The following is a 23,965-nucleotide window of genomic DNA, read 5'->3' as shown; positions in this document are numbered from 1 at the left end:
ATGCGACCTGTACTAGCGTTCACGACATGCGCGTTGATCTTCTGACCCGGGAATACCCGCCGGACATCTATGGCGGAGCCGGTGTCCACGTGACCGAACTGGTGCGCGCTCTGCGCACGGACACCGAGGTGCAGGTGCGCTGTTTCGGCGAGCCGCGCACGGAGGCCGACGTGCACGCATACCGCGTGCCGCATGAACTCGCCGGGGCGAATGCCGCGATCAGCACGCTCGGCGTGGACTTGCAGATGGCGCAGGACTGCGGGGGAGCCGACCTCGTGCACTCGCACACCTGGTACGCGAACGGCGCAGGTCACATCGCGAAACTGCTGCACGGCATCCCGCACGTCGTCACGGCGCACAGCCTGGAGCCGTTGCGGCCGTGGAAGGCCGAACAGCTCGGAGGCGGCTACCGCGTGTCGAGCTGGGCGGAGAAGACGGCGTTCGAGGGCGCGGACCGCGTCATCGCGGTGAGCGAGGGGATGCGCAGGGACATCCTGGCCGCGTACCCCGCGCTCGACCCCGAGCGGGTGACTGTGATCTACAACGGCATCGACCTGGAACGCTGGCGACCGCTCGACGACCGGGAGCGTGCGCGCGCCCTCGGCATCGACCCCGACCGCCCCGCGGTCATCTTCGTCGGCAGGATCACCAGGCAGAAGGGCCTGCCGTACCTGCTGCGCGCGGCCAGGCTGCTGCCGAAGGAGGTTCAGGTCATCCTGTGCGCTGGGGCTCCGGACACGCCGGAGATCATGGCGGAGGTGACGCGCGGCGTCGAACAGCTCCAGGAGGAGCGAGACGGCGTGGTGTGGATCGATCGGCTGCTCTCCCAGGAGGAACTGCGCGTGGCGCTGACCGCATCCACTGTCTTCGTCTGCCCGTCGATCTACGAACCGCTCGGGATCGTGAACCTGGAGGCGATGGCCTGCGGGCTGCCCGTCGTCGGGACAGCGACAGGGGGCATCCCCGAGGTGATCGTGGACGGCGTCACCGGCAGGCTCGTGCCCATCGCCCAGGCGACGGACGGCACGGGAACTCCCACGGACCCGGATGCGTTTGTCGCCGATCTTGCGGCGGCCCTGACCGAGGTGGCCGGCGACCAGGAGCGCGCGGCGCTGATGGGCAGCGCCGGCCGGCTGCGGGCGGAGACGGCGTTCAGCTGGGAGTCGATCGCGGAGCAGACACGGGAGCTCTACCGGTCCGTCACCGCCTGACGTCGCCGCTAGGCTAGAGGGTATGTCCAGCGTTCTCCAGCTTCACGATGTGTCCGTTGTCCGCGACGGGAATACGGTTCTCGACTCGGTGAACTGGACGGTGGAGCCCGACGAACGCTGGGTCGTCCTCGGGCCGAACGGCGCGGGCAAGACCACGCTCCTGCAGATCGCCGCCGCCGCGCTGCACCCCACCTCGGGTGAGGCGGAAGTGCTCGGCGAGCCGATCGGGCACAGCGACCTGTCCGAGCTGCGTCCGCGGCTCGGCTTCGCGTCGAGCGCGCTCGCCAGGCGCATCCCGCGCACCGAGACCGTGCTGGACGTCGTCATGACGGCGGCGTATGCGGTCACCGGGCGCTGGAACGAGGAGTACGAGGAGATCGACGAGCGTCGCGCCCGCCGCGTGCTCGGCGAGTGGAACCTCGACCACCTCGCGGAGCGCACCTTCGGCAGCCTGAGCGACGGCGAGCAGAAGCGCGTCCAGATCGCCCGCTCGGTGATGACGGACCCGGAGATCCTGCTGCTTGACGAGCCCGCCGCGAGTCTCGACCTCGGCGGACGCGAGGAGCTGCTGCAGCTCCTCGGCGGTTACGCCAGCGACGCCAACTCGCCCGCCATCGTCATGGTCACCCACCACGTGGAGGAGATCCCGCTCGGCTTCAACCGGGCCCTGCTGCTCGCGAACGGCGCCGTCGCCGCCCAGGGCACCCTCGACGAGGTCATCACCGCGGAGCGCCTCAGTGAGACGTTCGGCGTGGAGGTGGACCTCACCGAGCAGGACGGCCGCTACGCCGTCCGGGCGCGTCGCGGCACCGCCGACTGAACATCTGCTAAACTCGATAGCTGGCCCACCAGCCGACATACTTTCCGCCCTGTGCTTCCACGCACGGGCACGACCGACAAATCACTACGCAACAAGGAAGTCCTGATGAAGACTGACATCCACCCCGACTACGCTCCGGTGGTTTTCCGCGACCTGGCCTCGGGTGCGACGTTCCTCACGCGCTCGACCGTGACGAGCGAGAAGACGATCGAGTGGGAAGACGGCACCGTCTACCCGGTGATCGACGTCGAAATCTCCTCGGAGTCGCACCCGTTCTACACGGGCAAGCAGCGCATCATGGACTCGGCCGGTCGTGTCGAGAAGTTCAACTCGCGCTACAAGAACTTCGGCAAGTAAGACCGCTGACCTTCTGCGCTGACTCGTCAGCGCCACGATAAAGGCCCCGACCGTTCTGGTCGGGGCCTTCGTCGTTGGCGCCGCTCGCTGGCGGCGCCAACGCGGATCAGGATCAGTACGTGTACGTGGACGGGTTGGCGGCGATGATCGCGACGATCGCGATCGTGAAGATGATGCCGATCACGATCTCCGCGAAGCCGATGATGACGGCGGCGATCGCGAGGCCGCGGCCCTGCTCGCCGGTCTTCTTGATCTGGGAGAGGGCGACGAAGCCCAGGATGATGCCGACGATGTTCACGAAGAACGCCAGGATGAAGGCCACGATGGCCATCGTGTTGTAGCCGCGCGCGGCAGGGGTGCCTTGGTACGGCTGCTGGTACTGCGGCTGCTGCTGGGGCGGAAGGGGCTGTGGGTTGAGGTCTGAATCGCTCATACCCGTGATGTTACCGGTCAGCAGATTCTAAGCCAACCGACAGGAATACACGCCGTGGAGCTCAGCGCAGCGGCCACGCGCCCGACGTCGTGAAGTGCGGGTCGCGGACGCGGCGCATGTACTCCTGGAAGTCGGCCGCCTGCTCGCGGCACCAGTCCACCTGCATCCGGTGAAGTTCCGCGGCCTCGAAAGCGAGGGCTTCGGTGTGCACCCTGGCGAGCGCCTGCGCCACCCGGCCGGCCGCGATGGCGTCTGCGCCCGCATCGTGCGCGTCGGTGAGGTCCACGCCGTAATAGGTGGCCGTGACCTCGAGTGTGCGCTTGCCCCTGCGGTACTTGTCCACGGCCTTGTCGATCACCAGAGGGTCGACGATGGGGCCGGGGGAGACGAGCGGAGCGACGCCGTGACGGCGCGCCTCACGGTCGAGCAGTGTGAAGTCGTACGGCGCGTTGTACGCCACCACGGGGATGCCGCGGCTGAACAGGTCGCGCAGCGCCTCCACGATCTGAGCGGTCGCCGCCGCGGCGTGCATCCCGTTGGTGCGCGCGTGCTCGGTGGTGATGCCGTGCACCGCTGTCGCACCCGCGGGGATCTCGACGCCGGGGTCGACGAGCCAGTCCTGGCGCTGCACAATGGTGCCGCTGTGGTCGAGGAGGCCGACGTGCGCCGTGACGATGCGCGCCGACTCCACATCGATGCCGGTGGTCTCCAGATCGAAGACGCCCAATTCCTGATGCCACTCACTCATGAAATCAGCGTATGAGCGACCACCGTCAGCCCGGGGACCGACACGGCGAACCGTGGATGCGCCCTGCTGGCTCCCAGCCGGGCGTCCCCGTCAGTTGTGGCGCGGCTCGACGTGCAGCCAGTAGAAGTTCTGCGTCCCGAGCGTCAGCGTGAAGCGGCCATCCTCAGCGACGGTCGGGAACTCTGCGCCGCCGAACAGGTCGTAGAGCGTGGAGCCGGCGAACTCCGGGGCCTCCAGCGAGACCGAGACCGGGTTGTGCGCGAACGAGAACACGCACAGCACGTCTTCCGGCTGGTCGCCGAAGTGCGTGCCGCTGCCCTCGTAGGAACGCACGAACGCGAGCACCGACTCGTGGTTGGTCTGCAGCACGCGGATCGTGCCGAGGCCGAACACCGGATGCGCCTTGCGCACGTGGATGACGTTGCGGATCCAGTGCAGCAGCGAGCGCGACTGGGCGAGCTGCGCCTCCACGTTGACCTGGTTGTAGTGGTAGACCAGCGACTGCACCACGGGCAGGAACAGCTTGCCCGGGTCGGCCGTGGAGAACCCGGCGTTGCGGTCGGGCGTCCACTGCATGGGGGTGCGGGAGCTGTCGCGGTCGGGCAGCCAGATGTTGTCGCCCATCCCGATTTCGTCGCCGTAGTAGAGGAACGGGCTCCCTGGGAGGGAGAACAGGAGCGCGTGGGCGAGTTCGAGCTCGGCGCGCGAGTTGTCGAGCAGCGGCGCGAGCCGGCGCCGGATGCCGATGTTGGCGCGCATCCGCGGGTCGTATGCGTACCAGCCGTACATGGCCTGGCGGTATTCTTCGCTCACCATCTCGAGCGTGAGCTCGTCGTGGTTGCGCAGGAACACGCCCCAGGCGGAGCCGTCGGGGACGTCCAGGGTCTCGGACAGCACCCGCACGAGCTCGGCGGACTGCTGCGAGCGCAGCGCGTAGAAAATGCGCGGCATGACGGGGAAGTCGAAGGCCATGTGGCATTCGGGCTCGTCCTCGGTGCCGAAGAACGCGGCGACCTCGCGCGGCCACTGGTTCGCCTCGGCGACCATCATGCGGCCCGGGTACTCGCGGTCGACCATCTCGCGGAGCTTCTTGATGAACTCGTGCGTCTTCGGCTCGCCCTCGCCGTTGCCCTCGTCGGACTCGTAGAGGTAGGGGATCGCATCCAGCCGGAAGCCGTCGACGCCGAGGTCGAGCCAGAACCGCACGATCTCGAACATGGCGTCGTGCACTGCGGGGTTCTCGAAGTTGAGGTCGGGCTGGTGCGAGAAGAAGCGGTGGAAGTAGTACTGGCGGCGCGCCTCGTCGAAGGCCCAGTTGGAGTCCTCTGTGTCGACGAAGATGATGCGGATGTCCGGGTATTTGTCGTCGGTCTCGTTCCAGACGTAGAAGTCGCCGTACGGGCCCTCTGGGTCGGAGCGGGACTGCTGGAACCACTCGTGCTGGTCGGAGGTGTGGTTCATCGGCAGGTCGATGATGATGCGCATGTTGCGCTCGTGCGCCTTCGTCACGAGGTCGCGGAACTCGTCGATCGTGCCGAACTCCGGCAGGATCGCGCGGAAGTCGGACACGTCGTATCCGCCGTCGCGCAGCGGGGACTGGAAGAACGGCGGGAGCCACAGCGCGTCGATGCCGAGCCACTGCAGATAGTCGAGTTTGGAGGTGAGTCCGGCGAGGTCGCCTGAGCCGTCGCCGTTGCTGTCGACGAACGACCGCACCATCACTTCGTAGAAGACGGACCGGCGATACCACTGCGGATCCAGGGTGAGCCCGGGCAGCGTGATGGGCGCAGTGAAACTCACGGTTCTCCTTCCGGCGCGAAGCCGATGCAAGCGATTACAACCAGTCGAGTCTAGGTGCTTGCGCTGGTGCTCTGTCCAGTCCTGGCAGCACATTGCCGGATGCGGTGATCCGCGCTGCCTAGACTGGTCTGCGATGACCGCTTCCTCGCCATACGCAGCTTCACCATACGCCGACGCGCTCGGCCGTCTCCCGGTGCGCACAGCGGACGTGTCCGTCCTCGGCGGCACGACCCGCTACTGGGACTACGGGGACCCTGCCGCGCACACGACGCTTGTGCTCGTGCACGGGTTCCGCGGCGACCACCACGGTCTGGAGCCCGTCGTCGCTCAGCTCGGCGGCGTGCGGATGATCTCACCCGACCTCCCCGGCTTCGGCGCATCCACTCCGTTGACGGAGGCGAAGCACGACATCGACGGCTACGCGCGCTGGTTGAGGGCGTTCGTGCGCGAGCTCGGCATCGACGGCCGGTTCGTGCTGCTGGGGCACTCGTTCGGGTCGATCGTGGTCTCGGCGGCCCTGGCCGACACGGCAGCTCCGGATGCGCTCCACCCGCACGACGTCGTGCTGGTGAACCCGATCGGGCAGCCGGCGCTGGAGGGACCGCGCGGCATCATGACCAGGCTCGCGATCTTCTACTACTGGCTCGCGGCAGCACTGCCGCGGACGCTCGGCTTCGGCCTGCTGCGCAATCGCGCCATCGTGCGCGTGATGAGCGTGACGATGGCGAAGACGAAGGACAAGACGCTCCGGCGCTGGATCCACGACCAGCACGACCGTTACTTCAGCGCGTTCAGCGACAGGGAGGTGGTGCTCGACGCCTTCCGCGCCTCGGTGTCGCACGACGTCAGCGAGTACGCGGCGCGCATCCAGGAGCGCACCCTGCTGGTGGCGGCGCAGAAGGACGACATCACGCCCCTGTCGGCGCAGTACCGCCTGCAGACGCTGTTCCCGGATGCGCGTCTGGTCGTGATCCCGGAGGTCGGCCACCTGATCCACTACGAGACGCCCTCCGAGGCGGCCAGGGCGATCGAGGACTTCCTGGCATGAGGATCGTCTTCGACTGCCGCTACACCAGGATCGGCCGCCACGACGGGATCAGCCGCTACACGGCCGGACTCGTCGCCGCGCTGGCGAAACGCCACGCCGTCACCATGCTCATCAGCGATCACCGCCAGCTCGAGATGCTGCCGCACCTGCCGTGGGAGCTCATCGGCGCTCCGACCAGCGCCGGCGAGCCGTGGGTGGCGAGACAGGTCAACCGGTTGAAGCCGGACGTGGTGTTCACGCCGATGCAGACCATGGGCGGCTGGGGCAGGCGCTACCGGCTCGTGCTCACGGTCCATGACCTCATCTACTACCGCAACCGCACGCCACCGCGCGACCTGCCTGCCCCCATCCGGCTGCTGTGGCGGCTCTACCACCTGGCCTGGTGGCCGCAGCGAATGCTGCTCAACCGGTCGGATGCGGTGGTGACGGTGTCGCAGACCACCAAGCAGCTCATCGCTGAGCACAAGCTCACCCGGCGCCCCGTGCACGTCGTGCCGAACGCGGCGGACATGCCGGAGCTCGACCCCGTGCGGGCAGCCAGGACAGGGCCGGAGTCGAAGTCGCTCGTCTACATGGGCTCGTTCATGCCGTACAAGAACGTCGAGACGCTGGTGCGCGCCGCCGCCTTGCTGCCGGACTACGAACTGCACCTGATGAGCAGGGTGTCCGACGCCGAGCGAGACCGCCTGACGGCGGTGGCGCCGGATGCGCGGATCGTGTTCCACGACGGAGCGAGCGACGAGGAGTACGCGGAGACGGTCGCAGCGGCCACGGCCCTGGTGACGGCGTCGCACGACGAAGGCTTCGGCATCCCCCTGGTGGAGGCGATGACGCTCGGCACGCCCGTGGTGGTCAGCGACATCCCGATCTTCCGTGAGATCGGGGGAGAGGCCGCCCTGTTCTTCTCGCCGGACTCCGCACAGGAGGCGGCCGCGCGCATCCGTCATCTGGAGGAGGAGGGCGTGTGGGCGGCGCGGTCGGAGGCGTCGAAGCGCGAGGCGGCCCGGTTTACCTGGGACGCGTCGGCTGAACATCTTCTCACGGTGCTGACCGCGGCCGCGGCGAGGGCGAAACGGAAGCTGGATTGATGCCATAATCCGATATGTGCACAGGTGCACTATTCGAGTGGGGGGACAATCGATGTCGGGTAAACGGTGGATCAGGACGGCCGCGGCCGTGGGAATCGCGGCAGCGACCGCGATCGCGGGGACAGTGCTCGGGGCGATGCCTGCCAACGCAGCGCAGTCGATGTATCGGATCGTCAACACGCTGCCTGCCGCCCCAGGAACCGACCCGTGGGCGACCGTCCCGACGATGGCCGTCGACCCGGCGACGAACACGATGTTCGCGCTGGTGTCGAGCAGCAGCGCCAGCAGTCTGACCGTGCTCGACCTCGCCGCCGGCTCGGTGAGCAAGACGCTTCCCCTTCCGCACATCCCGAACGGCGTGGACATCGACGCTGGGCGCGGACTCGTCTACGTGACGGTTGCGGACACCACACCAGGAACGGCCTCGCTGGCGGTGTTCGCGACGGCGACCAAGACCCAGGTGGCGACCATTCCGCTCGGCACCGTGAACCTGGTCGGCTCCAGCGGCAACAGCGGGATGGCCGTCGACACCGCCACCGGCTCGGTCTACTTCGTCGGCACGCGTTCCGTCGGCGGGACACCGACGCCGTCGCTGCTGGTGCTGACGGCGGCGCAGATCGCGTCCGCCATCGGCGGGACCGGCGTGACGCCGACGGCCGTGCCGCTGCCGCCGACGATGCAGGGCCCGATCGCCGTGACGGTCGACGCGGCGGGGGGCGTCGTGTATGCCGCGACGAGTTCGCCGACCGCCTCCACACTGTACGCGTTCAGCACCTCGACGAACGCGCTGAAAGCCACGGTTCCGCTGACCGGGGTCGCCGGCGTGGCGACGGTCGATCCGGCGACGGGCACCGTGTACGTCTCTCGCCGCACTGCGCCGTCGTCGACGACGTACGAGCTGGCGCTCGTTCCGCGCGGCGCGTCCGCCGTATCGTCGACCATCCCGCTTCCCGCGCAGGCCGAGTCGCTGGAGGTCGATCAGACCGCCGGCACGCTCTACGCTGCGGTCTCCCAGCCTTTCGAGGGCGGCACGATCAACGAGGTGCTGGCGATCGGCACCGCCTCGAAGTCGATCGTCGCCGGGGTGCCCGTGTCCGCGCCGGCGGACGTCGCGGTCAACCCGACGACGGGAACGGCATACGTGTCAGGCGCACGCGCCGGGGACACCCTGATCTCCGTCGTCCGGAAGCTCACCACCGACCGGGTGGCGGGCAGTGACCGGTTCGCCACCTCGGTCGCGGTCTCGAAGCGGGCGTTCCCCGGCACGGCTCCGGTGGTCTACATCGCGTCCGGCCTGAACTACCCGGATGCTCTAGCCGCAGGCCCGGCAGCGGCGAAGCGCGGAGGACCACTGCTCCTCACGCCCGCGACCGGACTGACCGCCGACGTCGCGGCAGAAGTCGCCCGTCTCAAGCCGGCGAAGATCGTGGTCGCCGGCGGCCTGGCCTCCGTCTCCGACCGGGTGCTGAGCCAGTTGCGGACGGCAGCGCCATCGGCGAGCGTGAGCAGGGAAGCGGGGGACGACAGGTTCGCCACGTCGCGCTCCGTGGTGAAGGGTGCGTTCACCTCCGCGAGCACCGTGTACCTGGCTTCCGGCACCAATTTCCCCGATGCTCTGTCGGCGGGAGGAGCCGCAGGCTCGAAGGGTGCTCCTGTGCTGCTCGTCGACGGAGCGGCGAGCGGCATCGACTCCGCGACGTCAGCGCTCCTGACGTCGCTCGGCGCGAGGACTGTCAAGCTCGTTGGCGGGAGCTCCGTGATGTCGAGCGGGATCGAACTCGCGCTGACGGGCGCGGGATACACGGTCGACCGTCTCGCGGGCTGGGACAGGTACTCGACGGCGGAGGCGGTCAACGTCAACACATACGCCAACGCCTCCACGGCGGTCCTCGCCACCGGATTCGGCTATCCTGACGCCCTCGCGGCGAGCAGCTGGGCCGGCACAACGTCGTCGCCCCTGTACCTCGCTCCTGGCGACTGCGTGCCGAGCGGCGTGCTGGCCGACATGGGGCGCCTCGGCGTCCGGACGGTCACGCTGATCGGCGGCCCGGCAGTCCTCACCACTGCCGTCGAGTACCTCACGCCCTGCAACTGGTGACGCGCGACCGCGGTTCTTGGTCCGGTCCTCTCGGCTAGAGCACGGAGGCGGTGAACAGGTCCCGGTCCTCCGGGTGCAGGTTGAAGCGGTCGAGCGTAAGGGTTCCGTCTTCGTAGACGAACTCGTGCACGGAGCCGTTCGGGATGACCTCGCCGGGGCCGGGGAGGGCGTGGCCGGTGACATGGCGCACCAGCGACCCGATCACGCCGCCGTGGCTCACGACGATGACCGACTCGCCGGGGTGCTGCTCGCCCAGCGCCAGCAGGGCGGGCAGCGCGCGCTCCACGACCTCGTCGCGCGACTCGCGGCCCGGCACCGGCGTGCCCTCCGGCCAGCGTGCCAGGATCTCGGCTCCGGTCAGGCCCTCAGCATCGCCGTAGCGGCGTTCGGCGACCTCGGGAAGGGGGAGGGGAGCATCCAGACCGGTGTGCGACGCGATGATGGTGGCCGTCTCGGTCGCGCGGCTCAGCGGGCTGGCGTAGATGGCGTCGTAGCGTCCTCCGGCGAGCGCGCGGCCCGTGGCCTCGGCCTGTTCGCGTCCGGTGCTGTTCAGCGGGATGTCGCTCGACCCCTGGATGCGTTTGGCGAGGTTCCAGTCGGTCTGACCGTGGCGAACGAGGGAGATTCTGGTCACGCGCGTCCTTTCATCGCGGACGCGGAGGCCCCCGGGAGCTAGGTGAGTCTGGCGGCGAGTTCGACGAGTGTCTCCGTCGTCCCTGCGTTCAGCTTAACGGTCGCGCGGCCGTCGCCCTTCGTCTCGCCCCTGTTGACGATCACGATGGGGAGCTTGCGGCGCCTGGCCTCCTCCAGCAGCCGGATGCCCGAATTGACCGCCAGGGACGACCCGGCGATCAGCAGCGCGTCCGAGCTGCGGACGAGCGCGCTCGCCTCGCGGTACTTCTCCGCGGGGATGAACTCGCCGAAGAACACCACGTCCGGCTTGAGGTGGCCGCCGCAGACCGTGCAGTCCGGAACCTGGAACGCATCCACATCGGTGACGATGGCGTCGCCGTCCGGGGCGATCTCGACGGCGCCGTCCGCATCCAGCCACGGGTTGGCCTGCTCGATGCGGGCGGCGATGGCCTCGCGGGCGAAGATCTGGCCGCAGACCAGGCAGAGCACCCTGTCCATCGCACCGTGCAGATCGACGACTTTGCGCGAGCCGGCCTGCTTGTGCAGGCCGTCGACGTTCTGCGTGACGACGCCGTTGGCCGCGCCGCCGAGCTCGAGAGCTGCGATCGCGCGGTGGCCGTCGTTCGGGGCCGCTGCCGCGAACCGGCGGTAGCCGAGATGGCTGCCTGCCCAGTAGCGCTTGCGATACGTGTCGTCGGCGAGGAATTGCTGGAACGTCATCGGGGTGCGCTTCGGTGCGCCCTCGCCGCGGTAGTCGGGGATGCCGGAGTCGGTCGAGACGCCTGCGCCGGTGAGCAGGGCGAATCTGCGACCTGCCAGCAGGTCGACCGTCCTGTCGAGGTCGCGCGCCAGCTCGGCAGAGAGCTCCGTCGTCACTGTTGCCACGTGCGCCTCCTGTCGATGCTCCTTGCAGTCTAAACACGCGAGTTTTCCGGAATGTTTCCGACGACTGGCAATCTGTAAGCTGCACCGCGATCCTTCGGTGCATGACGAGAGGCCTCAGCCGTGCGCATCCACCGCATCACCGACCTGACAGCAAACGGGCTCGCGGACTACTCGCGACTCACCGACGTCGCCCTGCGGCGCGTCAGCGAGCCGGAGGGCGGGCTCTACATCGCGGAGTCGTCGAAGGTGATCACGCGCGCGCTGGCGGCGGGGCACCGGCCGCGCTCTGTGTTGCTGCAGGAACAGTGGCTGGCCGACCTGGAACCGTTGCTCGCCGACTACCCGGACGTGCCGGTGTTCGTGGGGGACAGCGGCGTGCTGGAGGAGCTCACCGGCTACCACCTGCACCGCGGAGCGCTCGCGGCGATGCACAGGCCGACGCTGCCGGAGCCCGCGTCTCTGCTGCGGGATGCGCGGCGCGTCGTGGTGCTGGAGGACATCGTCGATCACACGAACGTCGGCGCGATTTTCCGCTCGGTCGCCGGGCTCGGAGCGGACGCCGTGCTGGTGAGCCCGCGCTGCGCTGACCCGCTGTACCGCAGGAGCGTGCGGGTGAGCATGGGTACGGTGCTGCAGGTGCCGTGGACGCGCATCCCGGAGTGGGACGAAGCGGCGCCGATCCTGCACGACGCCGGGTTCGAGATCGCCGCGCTGGCGCTAGCGGACGACGCTGTCGAGCTCGGCGCGTACGCGGAGAGCTCGCCGGAGCGGGTGGCGCTCGTGCTCGGCTCGGAGGGCGACGGCCTGAGCCGGAGGGCGTTGGCCGCCGCCGACACGGTGGTGACCATCCCGATGCTGCACGGAGTCGACTCGCTGAATGTGGCGTCGGCGAGTGCGGTGGCGCTCTGGGCGCTCACGCGCTAGCCGCGGCGCTCTCGGGGGTTATGGCGCGTTCTCAGCGGACGCCTCAGTGGCCCCGCATACAATTCTCGGGTGCAAGACCAGTCCCGTCGAGTTTCCCCCCAGGTGTACCGCCGTCGCCGGATCGTCGTCTTCAGCCTCGTCGGGGTCGTCCTCGCGAGCCTGATGTACCTGTCCGGGTCGCTGTTCGGACCCGTGCCGGCCACGGCCGCCGTCGTGCAGCACGAGAAGAGCATCGTGCAGCCTGCGGCGCAGCTCGCCTGGCCGGGCTGGGGCGCGAGCGCCATCTCCGCACCGGATGTGGACGGCGCGACCGAATACCACGGCAGCGACAAGAGCCTGCCGATCGCGAGCGTGACGAAGACGATCACCGCGCTGGTCGTGCTCGACAAGAAGCCCATCACCGGAGGATCGGACGGGCCGACGATCGATTTCACCCAGAAGGACGTCGACATCTGGAACGAGGTCATCAGCGAGGGCGGGTCATGGGCGCCGGTCGTCGCCGGGACGTCGATGACCGAGAAACAGGCGCTCACCGCGATGCTGCTGCCCTCGGCGAACAACTACGCCATCTCGCTCGCCAACTGGGCGTACGGCTCCACGGGTGCGTTCGTGAAGGCCGCGAACGCCTGGCTCGACCGCAACGCGTTCACCGGCACGCACCTCACCAGCCCCGACGGACTCGATCCAGGCAGCGTCAGCACCACCAAGGACCTGATCGGCATCGGCAAGCTGGTGCTCGCCGACCCCGTGCTGTCGGCCATCGTCTCGCAGAAGTCGGCGACGCTGCCCGGCGCCGGCGCACAGGACAACACCAACACGCTGCTCGGCTTCGAAGGCATCGACGGGATCAAGACGGGCAACACGGACGAAGCGGGCAACTGCCTGCTGTTCTCGGCCGAGATCGGCGTCGGCAGCACCAAGGTGCGCGTGGTCGGAGCCGTGCTCGGCGCGCCGACCCACGACGACCTCTGGGCCGCCGTCAAGGCGCTGCTGGTGAGCATGAAAGGCGGCTTCCACCAGGTGGATGCGTCCAGCGCCGGCCAGTCGTACGGCACGTACTCGACCCCCTGGGGAGCGAAATCCGCCCTCGTCTCCACCTCGACCAAGAGCTTCGTCGTGTGGTCGGACACGCCCATCCAGGTCGATCTGCAGACGCGCACCATCCAGTCGGGGCGCAAGGGCGATGTGGTCGGTCAAGTGACCTTCACGCTCAACGGCAAGACGCAGACGGCCGAGCTCGCGCTGGCGCGCGACGTGCCGGACCCCGGCTTCGGCTGGCGCCTCGCCCATCCCGGCGGCCTCGGCGCCTGACCCCGCCCGCCGCGCCCCGTCCCGTGCGCCGCGCCCCGTCCGCCCGCGCAGCAATCGAGCCCAGGCTTTTTCACCTTTAGATCCGGTTTGAAGGTGAAAAAGCCTGGGCTCGATTGCTTGAGGCGTGGGCGGTGCGGGAGCCGGTCAGAGTTCGGGGAGGCGGAAGGGACCGGCGTCTGGGCGTTTGGGGAGGACGTGGTCGCCGGAGGACTGGTGGCGGATGCGGCGGAGCACCCAGGGCACGAGGTATTCGCGCGCCCAGGACAGGTCTTCCGAGCGGGCCTGGCGCCAGGTGCGCTCGGGGAGCGGCTCCGGCTGCAGCGGCTGCAGATCGTTCTCGACATTGAGGGCGGCGAGCACCATGCGCGCCACCGTGTGGTGGCCGAGCGGCGCCAGGTGCAGGCGGTCCGGCGCCCACATCCGCTGATCCTGGATCTCGGTGAGCGCCCACTGGTCGGCCACGATGCAGTCGTACCTGGCCGCGACGGCGCGCACGTTCTCGTTGTAGATCGCCACCTTGCCGCGGATGCCGCGGAAGACAGGGGAGAAGCCGACGTCGACGCCGGTGAAGACGACAATGGTCGCCCCGTCGACGCTGAGCCGGGAGACGGCGTCGTCGAAGAGGGCGGCGATGGCGTCCGGGTCCGTGCCGGGGCGGATGACGTCGTTGCCTCCGGCGGAGATGGTGATGAGGTCCGGCCGGAGCGCGACGGCCGGCTCGACCTGCTCATCCAGGATCTGCTTGATGAGCTTGCCGCGCACGGCGAGGTTGGCGTACGCGAAGTCGTCGGTCTGCTGGCTGAGCACTTCGGCGACGCGGTCCGCCCAGCCGCGGTGACCGCCCGGGCTGCCAGGCTCTGGATCGCCGATGCCCTCCGTGAACGAGTCGCCGAGAGCGACATAGCGGGACCACGGATGCTGAGCGACTGCCATACCTTCATTCTGCACCCAGCCATTCTGCTCGCCCGCCGACCGCGGCGATCGAGCCCAGGGTTCTTCACCGCAACACCGCTGTTTGCGGTGAAAAAGCCTGGACTCGAGGGCTGCGAGGGATGCGGCACGCCCGGGGGTGGGGGACGCGTGGGCGAGTGTCGGTGGGAGCCGGTAGATTTGATCCAAGTGGAACAGCCGACAGAACCCGAGACCTCGCTTCGCCCTGGTGCGCACGCCGGAACCTTCGCCGCTGAACACCTGTCGCCCTCCTTCCCGGAGAGAGCGGCCTGGGGTACAGCAGGAAAACTGCGTGCCTGGCAGGCCGAAGCGCTCGACGCATACTTCGAGCACGAGCCACGCGACTTCCTAGCCGCCGCGACGCCCGGCGCGGGAAAGACGACGTTCGCTCTCCGTCTCGCCACCGAACTCCTCGCGCGGCGCGTGGTCGAGCGCATCACCGTGGTCGCACCGACCGAGCACCTGAAGCGGCAGTGGGCCGAGGCGGCAGAGCGCGTCGGACTGCATCTCGACCCCGAGTTCAAGAACTCGGACGGCCGGTACGCCCGCCACTACAAAGGCGTCGCCGTCACGTATGCGCAGGTCGCGATGCGGCCGAGCCTGCACAAAGACATCACCGAGAACTACCGCACGCTCGTCATCCTCGACGAGGTGCACCACGGCGGAGACGCGCTGAGCTGGGGCGACGGCATCCGCGAGGCGTTCGAGCGTGCCACCAGGCGCCTCTCGCTCACCGGAACGCCGTTCCGCTCCGACACGGCCCCCATCCCGTTCGTCACGTATCTGCCAGACAAAGCGGGAATCCGCACCTCCCTCACCGACTACAACTACGGCTACGGCCGCGCCCTCGCGGACGGTGTCGTGCGGCCGGTGATCTTCCTGGTCTACGCCGGGCACATGCGCTGGCGCACCAAGACCGGCGACGAGATGGAGGCGCGGCTCGGAGAGGGCAACACCAAAGACATCACCTCGCAGGCCTGGCGCACGGCGCTCGATCCGCGCGGGGAGTGGATCCCCGCCGTTCTGAACGCCGCGGACCGCCGCCTCACCGAGGTGCGGAATGCCATCCCGGATGCGGGCGGTCTGGTCATCGCGACCGACCACTATGCGGCCCGTGCGTACGCGGACCTGCTGCAGCAGATCTCCGGGGAGCCGGTCACGGTGGTGCTCTCCGACGAGAAGGAGGCGAGCGACAGGATCGCCGAGTTCGCGGCAGGCACGTCGAGGTGGATGGTCGCGGTGCGCATGGTGTCGGAGGGTGTCGACGTGCCCCGGCTGGCGGTCGGGGTGTACGCGACCAGCGCATCCACGCCGTTGTTCTTCGCGCAGGCGATCGGTCGTTTCGTGCGCGCCAGGCGCCGCGGAGAGACGGCGTCGGTGTTCCTGCCGAACGTGCCGACGCTGATGGCGCTGGCGAACGCTCTCGAACTGGAGCGCGACCACGCGCTCGACCGGCCGACGGACGAGAACGCCGAGGGCGACTTCTTCAACCCGGAAGACGCCATGATGGCGGAGGCGAACCGGCAGGATCGCGCATCCGAGGGGCTGATGGACGAGTTCTCGTTCGAGGCCCTCGGCTCGGAGGCGAACTTCGACAGGGTGCTGTACGACGGTCAGGAGTTCGGCAGCTTCGCGGTGCCCGGAAGCGACGAGGAGCACGACTTCATCGGCCTGCCGGGAATCCTGGAGCCCGAGCAGGTGCACGAGCTGCTGACGCAGCGGCAGCAACGCCAGGCGCGCCGCACGAGCTCGCGCCCACCGACGGCAGACGGGCACCCGCCTGCGCCGCTGTACCGCAACCTCAAGGAGCAGCGCAGCCTGCTGAACAGCCTGGTGGGGCTGTACTCGAAGAACACCGGTGAGCCCCACGGCCTCATCCACGCCGAGCTTCGCCGCGCCTGCGGCGGGCCGGCCGTGGCGCAGGCATCGGTGACGCAACTCCAGTCCCGCATCGACTACCTGCGCCGCCGTCTCGGCCGCGGCTGACGGACGCCGCCGCTACCGCCCGCGCCCTGCGAGACGTGCGGTGCCGCGCGCGGTGACCGCACGTGTCGCACGAGGTGACGGGATGCGTGGGTCGGGGGCTGCGCACGAGTCGTGCGAACGGTGCGGTGCGGGGCGAGGTGACCGTACGTTTCGCACGAGGCGAGGGGATGCGTGGGTCGGGGGCTGCGCACGAGTCGTGCGAACGGTGCGGTGCCGGGCGAGGTGACCGCAGGTGTCGCACGAGGTGACGGGATGCGTGGGTCGGGGGCTGTGCACGAGTCGTGCGAACGGTGCGGTGCGGGGCGAGGTGACCGTACGTTTCGCGCGAGGTGACGGGATGCGTGGGTCGGGGGTTGCGCACGAGTGGTGCGAACGGTGCGGTGTCGGGCGAGGTGACCGCACGTTTCGCACGAGGTGACGGGATGCGTGGGTCGGGGGTTGCGCACGAGTGGTGCGAACGGTGCGGTGTCGGGCGAGGTGACCGCACGTTTCGCACGAGGTGACGGGATGCGTGGGGCCGGGGGCTGCGCACGAGTCGTGCGAACGGTGCGGTGTCGGGCGAGGTGACCGCACGTTTCGCACGAGGTGACGGGATGCGTGGGGCCGGGGGCTGCGCACGAGTCGTGCGAACGGTGCGGTGCGGTGTCGGGCGAGGTGACCGCACGTTTCGCACGAGGCGACGGGATGCGTGGGGCCGGGAGCGGCGCACGAGTCGTGCGAACGGTGCGGTGCGGGGCGAGGTGACCGCACGTGTCGCACGAGGCGAGGGGATGCGGGGGCCGGGGCTGGACGGCGCGGACAGCGCGCCCGGTGGGCGGACGCGCAGCGCGCCGCCGCCCACCGCACGACGCGCGCCTAGATGACGCCCATCGCGATCATCGCGTCGGCGACGCGGGTGAAGCCCGCGATGTTGGCGCCGAGGACGTAGTCGCCGGGGGCGCCGTACTCGTCGGCGGTCTCCGCACAGCGGTCGTGGATGCCGACCATGATCTCGGCGAGGCGGCCTTCCGCGTACTCGAAGCTCCACGCATCCCTGGAGGCGTTCTGCTGCATCTCCAGGGCCGAGGTCGCCACGCCGCCCGCGTTCGCCGCCTTGCCGGGCGCGAACAGCACGCCGGCGGCGCTCAGCACGCGTACCGCGTCCGGCGTGCACGGCATGTTCGCCCCCTCGACCACGGCCGCGACGCCGTTGTCGGCGAGGGTCTTCGCCGCGTCGCCGCCGAGTTCGTTCTGGGTGGCGCACGGGATGGCGACGTCGATCGTCGTCTCTGCCGCCAAGGCCCAGGTGTCGCCGCCGGCGCGGTACTCGGATGCGGTGCCACGCGCCTCGGCGTAGTCGCTGAGGCGTCCGCGGCGCTGCTCCTTGATTTCGCGCAGGAGGTCGAGGTCCAGTCCGTCGCGGTCGAAGACGACGCCGGTGGAGTCGGAGCACGCGACGACGGTTCCGCCGAGCTGCTGCACCTTCTGGATGGCGTAGATGGCGACGTTGCCCGAACCGGAGACGAGCACGCGGGCTCCCTCGAACGAGCGGCCGCGGGTGGAGAGCATCCGGTCGGCGAACACGACGGCGCCGAAACCGGTGGCTTCCGTGCGCACCAGCGAGCCGCCCCAGCCGATGCCCTTGCCGGTGAGGACGCCGGACTCGTAGCGGTTGGTGATCCGCTTGTACTGGCCGAACAGGTAGCCGATCTCCCGGCCGCCGACGCCGATGTCACCGGCGGGCACGTCTGTGTATTCGCCCAGGTGGCGGTACAGCTCCGTCATGAACGACTGGCAGAACCGCATCACTTCGGCGTCCGACTTGCCCTTGGGGTCGAAGTCGCTTCCGCCCTTCCCTCCGCCGATCGGCAGCCCCGTGAGCGCGTTCTTGAAGATCTGCTCGAAGCCGAGGAACTTCACGGTGCCGAGGGTGACGGTCGGGTGGAACCGCAGGCCGCCCTTGAACGGGCCGAGTGCGGAGTTGAACTCGACGCGGAAGCCCCGGTTGATCTGCACGCGACCGCGGTCATCCGTCCACGGAACGCGGAAGATGATCTGCCGCTCCGGCTCGCACAGCCGCTCGAGGACGGCGGCCTCCGCGTACCGCGGGTTTCTGGCGATCACGGGACCGAGGGAATCGAAGACCTCCCTCGCCGCCTGATGGAATTCTGGTTCTCCGGCGTTCCGCTTGAGGACGTCGTCGAGGAGGGTGGTGAGGTCAGTAGTCACTCGCGGCCTTTCGATGGTGCACAAGATTTCTGAGTCTACTCTCAGAAACCTGACCCCTCCGCCGTGTGACGACGACGGGATGCGCGGGTGGATGCGCGGGAATGCACGACGGGATGCACGGGGATGCGCGTGTTCGGTGAGCCTGCACATGCTGGCAGCGCACGCCCCGACTTCCTAGGCTGAGCCCATGAGCGAGCAACAGGTCGACGGGCAGCACGCGGGGGAGCCGCACAAGGAAGGACTCGCCCAGCGCCTCAACTGGCTGCGGGCGGGGGTGCTCGGCGCCAACGACGGGATCGTGTCCGTGGCGGCGGTCGTGGTCGGTGTCGCGGGTGCGACGGGCGACATCGCGCCGATCCTCACGGCGGGGATCGCGGCGCTCGTCGGCGGGGCGATCTCGATGGCGCTCGGCGAGTACGTCTCGGTCAGCAGCCAGCGTGACAGCGAGCACGCCCTCATCGCCAAGGAGCGCAGGGAGCTCGCTGAGATGCCGGAGCAGGAGCTCGCCGAACTGGCCGGTCTGTACGAGGCGAAGGGCCTGAAGCCGGAGACGGCCAGGCAGGTCGCGGTCGAGCTCACGGAGCACGACGTGCTCGCGGCGCACCTGTCGGCCGAGCTCGGGATCGACCAGGACGACGTGGTGAGTCCCTGGCACGCCGCCCTCGCGTCGGCGGTTGCGTTCACAATCGGCGGGCTGCTGCCGCTGCTGACGATCCTGCTGCTGCCCGCATCCATTCGCATCCCCGTCACGTTCGTGGTGGTGCTGCTGGCCCTGGCGATCACGGGATACGTCGCGGCATACATCGGCGGGAGCTCGCGCGGCAAGGCGACGCTGCGGGTGGTGGTCGGGGGAGCGCTGGCGCTGATCGTGACGTTCGCCATCGGCGCGCTGCTCGGCACGTCGGGCGTGGTGTGATGGGGATGCGGGGCGCGCGGAGTGACGGGTGCGCCGGATGCGGGCTGGCATGAAGAGGCAGGCGGGATGACGAGGCTGGCACGAAGAGGCGGCCAGGGATGACGAGGCGGGTAGCGATGAAGGAGCAGTGGCGATGAGCAGCGAGACCGTGTTGACGGGCGTGACCGGCCTGCGGGACAAGCGCGACATCGTCGCCAACTGGCTGCCCCGCTACACGGGCACGGCGCTGGAGGACTTCGGCGAGCACATCCTGCTCACCAACTTCGGCGACTACGTGCAGCGTTTCGCCGAGTGGTACGGCGCGGAGGTGCGCGGCGCAGACAGGCCGATGCCGAACGCGACGGCCGACGGCATCACGATCATCAACTTCGGGATGGGCAGCCCCAATGCGGCGACGGTGATGGACCTGCTCAGTGCGGTGACGCCGAAGGCTGCGCTGTTCCTCGGCAAGTGCGGCGGGGTGAAGCGCAAGAACCAGCTCGGCGACCTCGTGCTCCCGATCGCGGCGATCCGCGGCGAAGGCACCTCGAACGACTATCTGCCGCCCGAGGTGCCGGCGCTTCCGGCGTTCCAGTTGCAGCGCGGTGTGTCGACCACGATCCGCGACTTCGGCCACGACTACTGGACGGGCACGGTCTACACGACCAACCGCCGCGTCTGGGAGCACGACGAGACGTTCAAGGCTCGGCTGCGCGAGACGCGCGTGATGGCAGTGGACATGGAGACGGCGACGATCTTCGCCGCCGGCTTCGCCAACCGCATCCCGTGCGGTGCCCTGCTGCTGGTGTCCGACCAGCCGATGATCCCCGAGGGCGTGAAGACGGCCGACAGCGATCGCAGCGTGACAGGCCAGTTCGTGGAGCGGCACATCCGCATCGGTGTCGAGTCGCTGCGGCTGGTGCGGCGCAACGGGCGCAGCGTTCGGCACCTGCGGTTCGAGGACGAGTAGGTGGGCTCGACAGGAGAAGTCGGGCGACACGCCGTCGCGGGCTCCGTTCGGACGGAGAACGGTGGGCTGGGGTGCGGAATCTCCGTCTGAACGGCGCGCGGGGGCGCGGTAGGTCACAGGGGCAGGGCAGGGCAGGGCAGGGCTGGGCAGGAGCAGGCAGGGGCGGGGTCAGCGGAAGTCGCGCGACATGGTGCGCATCCCCGCGTCCAGCGGCTCGAGGCGGTCGGCGATCACGTTGACCACGCCCTCCTCGCTGCGCTCGAGCATCCCGCGGATCACCATGGCGGGGGCTTCGCGGGCCACGCGGCGGTAACGGTTCCAGACACCGACAGGGCAGATCACATTGATGAGGCCGGTCTCGTCCTCCAGGTTGAGGAACGTGACGCCCGCCGCCGTCGCCGGGCGCTGCCGGTGCGTGACGACGCCGCCGACCTCGATGCGGCGGCCGGACTCCGCCGTCGCCAGGGCGTCGGCCGCGTACACCCCGCGGGCGCGCAACTGCGGGCGCAGGAAGCCGATCGGGTGGTCGTCGGTGGAGATGCCGGTGGCCCACAGGTCGCTCGCGAGCTGTTCGGCCGGGCTCAGCATCGGCAGCAGAGGAGGCTGCACGCTGATCGACGTTCCCGCCAGATACTCCGGCTTCTCCTGCGCGGCATTGCCAGCCTCCCAGATCGCCTGGCGGCGGCTCAGCCCGAAGCTCTCGAACGCGCCGGCAGCGGCGAGCGCCTCCAGCTGCGCCACGTTCAGTCCCACCCTCCTGGACAGGTCGCCGAGACTCAGGTAGCGGCCACCGGATGCGCGTTCGGCGACGATGCGCTCTGCCAGCTTCTCGCCGATGGTCGTCACTCCGGCGAGTCCCAGCCGCACCACGTGTCCTGCGTCGCGGCGGTGCAGCGCGTGGTCGAGCGGGATGCTGCGGTCGAACGGCGCGATCTCCGGCTGGTCGTGGGCGAGGCACGGGTCGGTTCCGGTCGGGCCGGCCGCAGCCGCATCCATCGGCTCGAGCACGGGGAACACCTGGGAGCGCTCGATGTCCGGCCGCTCCACCACCACGCCGTGCCTGCGGGCGTCGGCGGTGAGCGTGCGCGGCGAGTAGAAGCCCATCGGCTGCGCCCGCAGCAGGGCGGCGAGGAACGCGCCGGGGTAGTGCAGCTTCAGCCACGAACTCACGTAGACGAGCAGCGCGAAACTGATCGCGTGGCTCTCCGCGAAGCCGAAGTTGGCGAACGCCTCGATCTTGGCGTAGATGGCGTCCGCGTCGTCGCCGACGATGCCGTTGCCCGCCATGCCCGCGTAGAGCTTGTCGCGCAGCGAGCCGATCTTCTCCTGCCCGCGCTTGGAGCCCATCGCCCTGCGCAGCAGGTCGGCGTCCTCCGCCGTGCAGTCGCCGACGGCCACGGCCATCTGCATCAGTTGCTCCTGGAACAGCGGCACCCCCATCGTGCGTTCGAGCACAGGCTCCAGCGCCGGATGCAGGTAGGTCACCTTCTCCTGGCCGAGCTTCCTGCGGATGTACGGATGCACGGCGCCGCCCTGGATGGGGCCGGGACGGATGAGCGCGATCTCGATCACCAGGTCGTAGAACGCGCGCGGCTGCAGGCGGGGCAGCGTGCCGATCTGCGCGCGGCTCTCCACCTGGAACACGCCGATCGAGTCGGCGACGCAGAGCATGTCGTACACGCCCTGCTCCTCCTTCGGGATGCTGTCGAGCGTCCACTGCTCGCCGAGCGACTCCGCGATGGTCTTCATGGCGTAGTCGATGGCGCTCAGCATCCCGAGCCCGAGCAGGTCGAACTTGACCAGGCCCATCCAGGCGCAGTCGTCTTTGTCCCACTGCAGCACGGTGCGGTTCTCCATGCGGGCGTGCTCGATCGGGCAGACCTCGCCGACGGGGCGGTCGGTGAGCACCATGCCACCGGAGTGGATGCCCAGATGCCGCGGGAACTTCAGCACCTGCGTGGCCAGGTCGACCACCGCATCCGGGATGTCGTGGTCGGCTGTCGGCTGGATGGAGCCCCACGAGTCGATCTGTTTCGACCAGCCGTCCTGCTGGCCGGTGGAGTACCCGAGCGCCTTCGCCATGTCGCGCACGGCGTTCTTCGGCCGGTAGGTGATGACGTTCGCGACCTGTGCGGCGTTGTGCCTGCCGTATTTGCGGTAGACGTACTGGATGACCTCCTCGCGCCGGTCGGAGTCGAAGTCGACGTCGATGTCCGGCTCCTCCTCCCGCATACTCGACAGGAACCGCTCGAACGGCAGGGCGTACTTGATCGAGTCGACCGCGGTGATCCCGAGCAGGTAGCAGACGGCGGAGTTCGCGGCAGACCCCCTGCCCTGGCAGAGGATGCCCTGGCTGCGGGCGTACCGCACGATGTCGTAGACGATGAGGAAGTAGCCGGGGAAGTCCTTCGCTTCGATCACGTCCAGCTCGCGGGCGATGCGCTCCCGTTTGGCCTGGTCGCCGGCGAGGTCGGGGTAGCGCTCCTCCGCGCCGCGCCAGGTGAGCTCGCGCAGCCAGCTCATCGGCGTGTGACCGTCTGGCACTTCCTGCTTCGGCAGTTTCGGGCGGGCGCTGCGCAGCCGGAACTCGAGGTCGTCCGCGATCTCGACGGTGCGCTCCACCGCGCCGGGATACCGGGCGAACCTGGCCGCCATCTCCCTGCCGCTGCGCAGGTGGGCGGCGTCGGACGCCGGCAGCCAGCCGTCCATCTCGTCGAGGCTTCTGCGGGCGCGCACCGCGGAGAGCGCGGACGCCAGCGGGTATTGGGCCGGCGAGGCGTAGTGCACGTTGTTGGTGGCGACCACGGGCATCCCAAGCCTGGCGGCGATGCGGGCGAGCGCGTCGTTGTCTGTGGTGTCTCGCGGGTTGCCGTGATCGATCAGCTCGACCAGGACGTTGTCGCGGCCGAACAGCTCGCCCAGCCGCGCGACCTCCCGCTCCGCCGCCCGTTCGCCGTCGGCGGCGAGGGCGAGCCGCACGTCACCCTTTCGGCAGCCGGTGAGCGCCATCCACTCTCCGGCTGCGCGTGCCGCCAGAGCGTCGATGTCGTAGACCGGTCGTCCTTTCTCCTCCCCGGCGAGCTGGCCGTCCGTGATGGCGGCGGCGAGCCGGTGGTAGCCCTCCTGACGCCGGGCGAGCACGACGAGGTGACTGCCCTCCGGGTCTGCCTCGCCGTTCTGCGGTCGGCTCAGCTCCAGCGAGAGCTCTGCGCCGAACACGGTCTTCACCCGCTCGTACGCCTCGGCGGCCTCGGCCAGGTGCACGACGCCGTACAGACCGTCGTGGTCGGTGACCGCGAGGCCGTGCAGGCGCAGCCGGGTGGCCTCCTCCAGCAGCTCCTCCGGTGAGCTGGCCCCGTCGAGGAAGCTGAAGTTGGTGTGCGCGTGCAGCTCCGCGTACGGGACATGGCCGCCCTCCGGCTCCTCCACGGCGTCCGGGATGGGGGCAGGGACGTACGCGGGGCGCTTGCGCGACGACGGACGTTCGTCCGCCTGCTCGCTGGTGCGCCTGCCGGAGAGCCGCCGCTCGAACTCCGACCACGGGATGGGCGGGTTGTTCCAGCCCATCAGTCGCGCCTCGCCATCAGTCGCGCCTCGCC

The 23,965-nt window shown here is 69.3% G+C and carries 19 protein-coding genes; 11 read left to right on the top strand and 8 right to left on the bottom strand.

The window, feature by feature from the left end; genetic code table 11:
• The first annotated feature begins 26 nt into the window (after positions 1–26).
• The 3 genes from glgA (at position 27) to ACYVGI_RS07315 (ending at position 2,388) form a co-directional block, all read left to right on the top strand.
• Positions 27–1,211 carry a glycogen synthase gene (gene glgA / locus ACYVGI_RS07325; RefSeq protein WP_460631975.1) on the top strand — a complete coding sequence of 395 codons (1,185 nt, stop codon included), beginning with the start codon at positions 27–29 and terminating at the stop codon, positions 1,209–1,211.
• Positions 1,212–1,233: 22 nt separating this feature from the next.
• Positions 1,234–2,031 carry an ABC transporter ATP-binding protein gene (locus ACYVGI_RS07320; protein WP_460631974.1) on the top strand — a complete coding sequence of 266 codons (798 nt, stop codon included), beginning with the start codon at positions 1,234–1,236 and terminating at the stop codon, positions 2,029–2,031.
• A 105-nt stretch (positions 2,032–2,136) separates the two neighbouring features.
• The gene (locus tag ACYVGI_RS07315) at positions 2,137–2,388 is read left to right on the top strand and encodes a type B 50S ribosomal protein L31 (protein ID WP_055893950.1); all 252 of its coding nucleotides are present in this window, start codon (positions 2,137–2,139) and stop codon (positions 2,386–2,388) included.
• 112 nt (positions 2,389–2,500) lie between these two features.
• Here ACYVGI_RS07315 and ACYVGI_RS07310 read toward each other — a convergent pair whose 3' ends face one another.
• The 3 genes from ACYVGI_RS07310 to treS all read right to left on the bottom strand — a co-directional run bounded on the left by ACYVGI_RS07310 (position 2,501) and on the right by treS (position 5,369).
• Positions 2,501–2,821: a DUF4190 domain-containing protein gene (locus tag ACYVGI_RS07310; protein WP_460631973.1), complete on the bottom strand. Its 321-nt coding sequence runs from the start codon at positions 2,819–2,821 to the stop codon at positions 2,501–2,503.
• A 61-nt stretch (positions 2,822–2,882) separates the two neighbouring features.
• Positions 2,883–3,569 carry an exonuclease domain-containing protein gene (locus ACYVGI_RS07305; RefSeq protein WP_460631972.1) on the bottom strand — a complete coding sequence of 229 codons (687 nt, stop codon included), beginning with the start codon at positions 3,567–3,569 and terminating at the stop codon, positions 2,883–2,885.
• Positions 3,570–3,659: 90 nt separating this feature from the next.
• Entirely contained in the window at positions 3,660–5,369 is a 1,710-nt protein-coding gene (treS, locus tag ACYVGI_RS07300; protein WP_460631971.1) for a maltose alpha-D-glucosyltransferase, read from the bottom strand.
• A gap of 133 nt (positions 5,370–5,502) precedes the next feature.
• Here treS and ACYVGI_RS07295 point away from each other — a divergent pair, with 133 nt between their 5' ends.
• The 3 genes from ACYVGI_RS07295 to ACYVGI_RS07285 all read left to right on the top strand — a co-directional run bounded on the left by ACYVGI_RS07295 (position 5,503) and on the right by ACYVGI_RS07285 (position 9,603).
• Entirely contained in the window at positions 5,503–6,417 is a 915-nt protein-coding gene (locus ACYVGI_RS07295) for an alpha/beta fold hydrolase (RefSeq protein WP_460631970.1), read from the top strand.
• Complete coding sequence (locus ACYVGI_RS07290) at positions 6,414–7,505, top strand: glycosyltransferase family 4 protein (protein WP_460631969.1); 1,092 nt, start codon at positions 6,414–6,416, stop codon at positions 7,503–7,505. Before ACYVGI_RS07295 ends, ACYVGI_RS07290 begins: the two co-directional genes overlap by 4 nt.
• An 88-nt stretch (positions 7,506–7,593) precedes the next feature.
• Entirely contained in the window at positions 7,594–9,603 is a 2,010-nt protein-coding gene (locus ACYVGI_RS07285) for a cell wall-binding repeat-containing protein (RefSeq protein WP_460631968.1), read from the top strand.
• Between the two features lie 34 nt (positions 9,604–9,637).
• Here ACYVGI_RS07285 and ACYVGI_RS07280 read toward each other — a convergent pair whose 3' ends face one another.
• Both ACYVGI_RS07280 and ACYVGI_RS07275 read right to left on the bottom strand, forming a co-directional pair.
• Entirely contained in the window at positions 9,638–10,237 is a 600-nt protein-coding gene (locus ACYVGI_RS07280; protein WP_460631967.1) for a histidine phosphatase family protein, read from the bottom strand.
• A gap of 38 nt (positions 10,238–10,275) precedes the next feature.
• A complete protein-coding gene (locus tag ACYVGI_RS07275) occupies positions 10,276–11,121 on the bottom strand; it encodes a Sir2 family NAD-dependent protein deacetylase (protein ID WP_460631966.1) in 846 nt (281 codons plus the stop codon).
• 120 nt (positions 11,122–11,241) lie between these two features.
• On the opposite strand from ACYVGI_RS07275, the gene ACYVGI_RS07270 reads away from it, so the two are divergent.
• Together ACYVGI_RS07270 and ACYVGI_RS07265 are read left to right on the top strand one after the other, a co-directional pair.
• A complete protein-coding gene (locus ACYVGI_RS07270; protein ID WP_460631965.1) occupies positions 11,242–12,045 on the top strand; it encodes a TrmH family RNA methyltransferase in 804 nt (267 codons plus the stop codon).
• 69 nt (positions 12,046–12,114) lie between these two features.
• On the top strand, positions 12,115–13,356 hold the full coding sequence (locus ACYVGI_RS07265; protein ID WP_460631964.1) for a D-alanyl-D-alanine carboxypeptidase family protein: 1,242 nt from the start codon (positions 12,115–12,117) through the stop codon (positions 13,354–13,356).
• Between the two features lie 144 nt (positions 13,357–13,500).
• On the opposite strand, the gene ACYVGI_RS07260 is transcribed toward ACYVGI_RS07265, so the two are convergent.
• The gene (locus ACYVGI_RS07260) at positions 13,501–14,289 is read right to left on the bottom strand and encodes an SGNH/GDSL hydrolase family protein (RefSeq protein ID WP_460631963.1); all 789 of its coding nucleotides are present in this window, start codon (positions 14,287–14,289) and stop codon (positions 13,501–13,503) included.
• Between the two features lie 186 nt (positions 14,290–14,475).
• Between ACYVGI_RS07260 and ACYVGI_RS07255 the strand changes: the two genes are divergently transcribed.
• Positions 14,476–16,293, top strand: coding sequence for a DEAD/DEAH box helicase (locus tag ACYVGI_RS07255; RefSeq protein WP_460631962.1), 1,818 nt, complete (start codon positions 14,476–14,478; stop codon positions 16,291–16,293).
• Between the two features lie 855 nt (positions 16,294–17,148).
• On the opposite strand, the gene gdhA is transcribed toward ACYVGI_RS07255, so the two are convergent.
• The gene (gene gdhA, locus ACYVGI_RS07250; RefSeq protein ID WP_460631961.1) at positions 17,149–18,501 is read right to left on the bottom strand and encodes an NADP-specific glutamate dehydrogenase; all 1,353 of its coding nucleotides are present in this window, start codon (positions 18,499–18,501) and stop codon (positions 17,149–17,151) included.
• Positions 18,502–18,688: 187 nt separating this feature from the next.
• Here gdhA and ACYVGI_RS07245 point away from each other — a divergent pair, with 187 nt between their 5' ends.
• Both ACYVGI_RS07245 and ACYVGI_RS07240 read left to right on the top strand, forming a co-directional pair.
• The gene (locus tag ACYVGI_RS07245) at positions 18,689–19,417 is read left to right on the top strand and encodes a VIT1/CCC1 transporter family protein (protein ID WP_460631960.1); all 729 of its coding nucleotides are present in this window, start codon (positions 18,689–18,691) and stop codon (positions 19,415–19,417) included.
• A 133-nt stretch (positions 19,418–19,550) separates the two neighbouring features.
• Positions 19,551–20,366: an AMP nucleosidase gene (locus ACYVGI_RS07240; protein ID WP_460631959.1), complete on the top strand. Its 816-nt coding sequence runs from the start codon at positions 19,551–19,553 to the stop codon at positions 20,364–20,366.
• Between the two features lie 168 nt (positions 20,367–20,534).
• Here ACYVGI_RS07240 and ACYVGI_RS07235 read toward each other — a convergent pair whose 3' ends face one another.
• The gene (locus tag ACYVGI_RS07235; RefSeq protein ID WP_460631958.1) at positions 20,535–23,933 is read right to left on the bottom strand and encodes an error-prone DNA polymerase; all 3,399 of its coding nucleotides are present in this window, start codon (positions 23,931–23,933) and stop codon (positions 20,535–20,537) included.
• Positions 23,934–23,965: the final 32 nt, after the last annotated feature.

This window comes from Leifsonia lichenia, from assembly GCF_054780215.1.
Note: the sequence above shows the minus strand (reverse complement) of the source record. Positions and strands in the feature narration are given on the sequence as shown.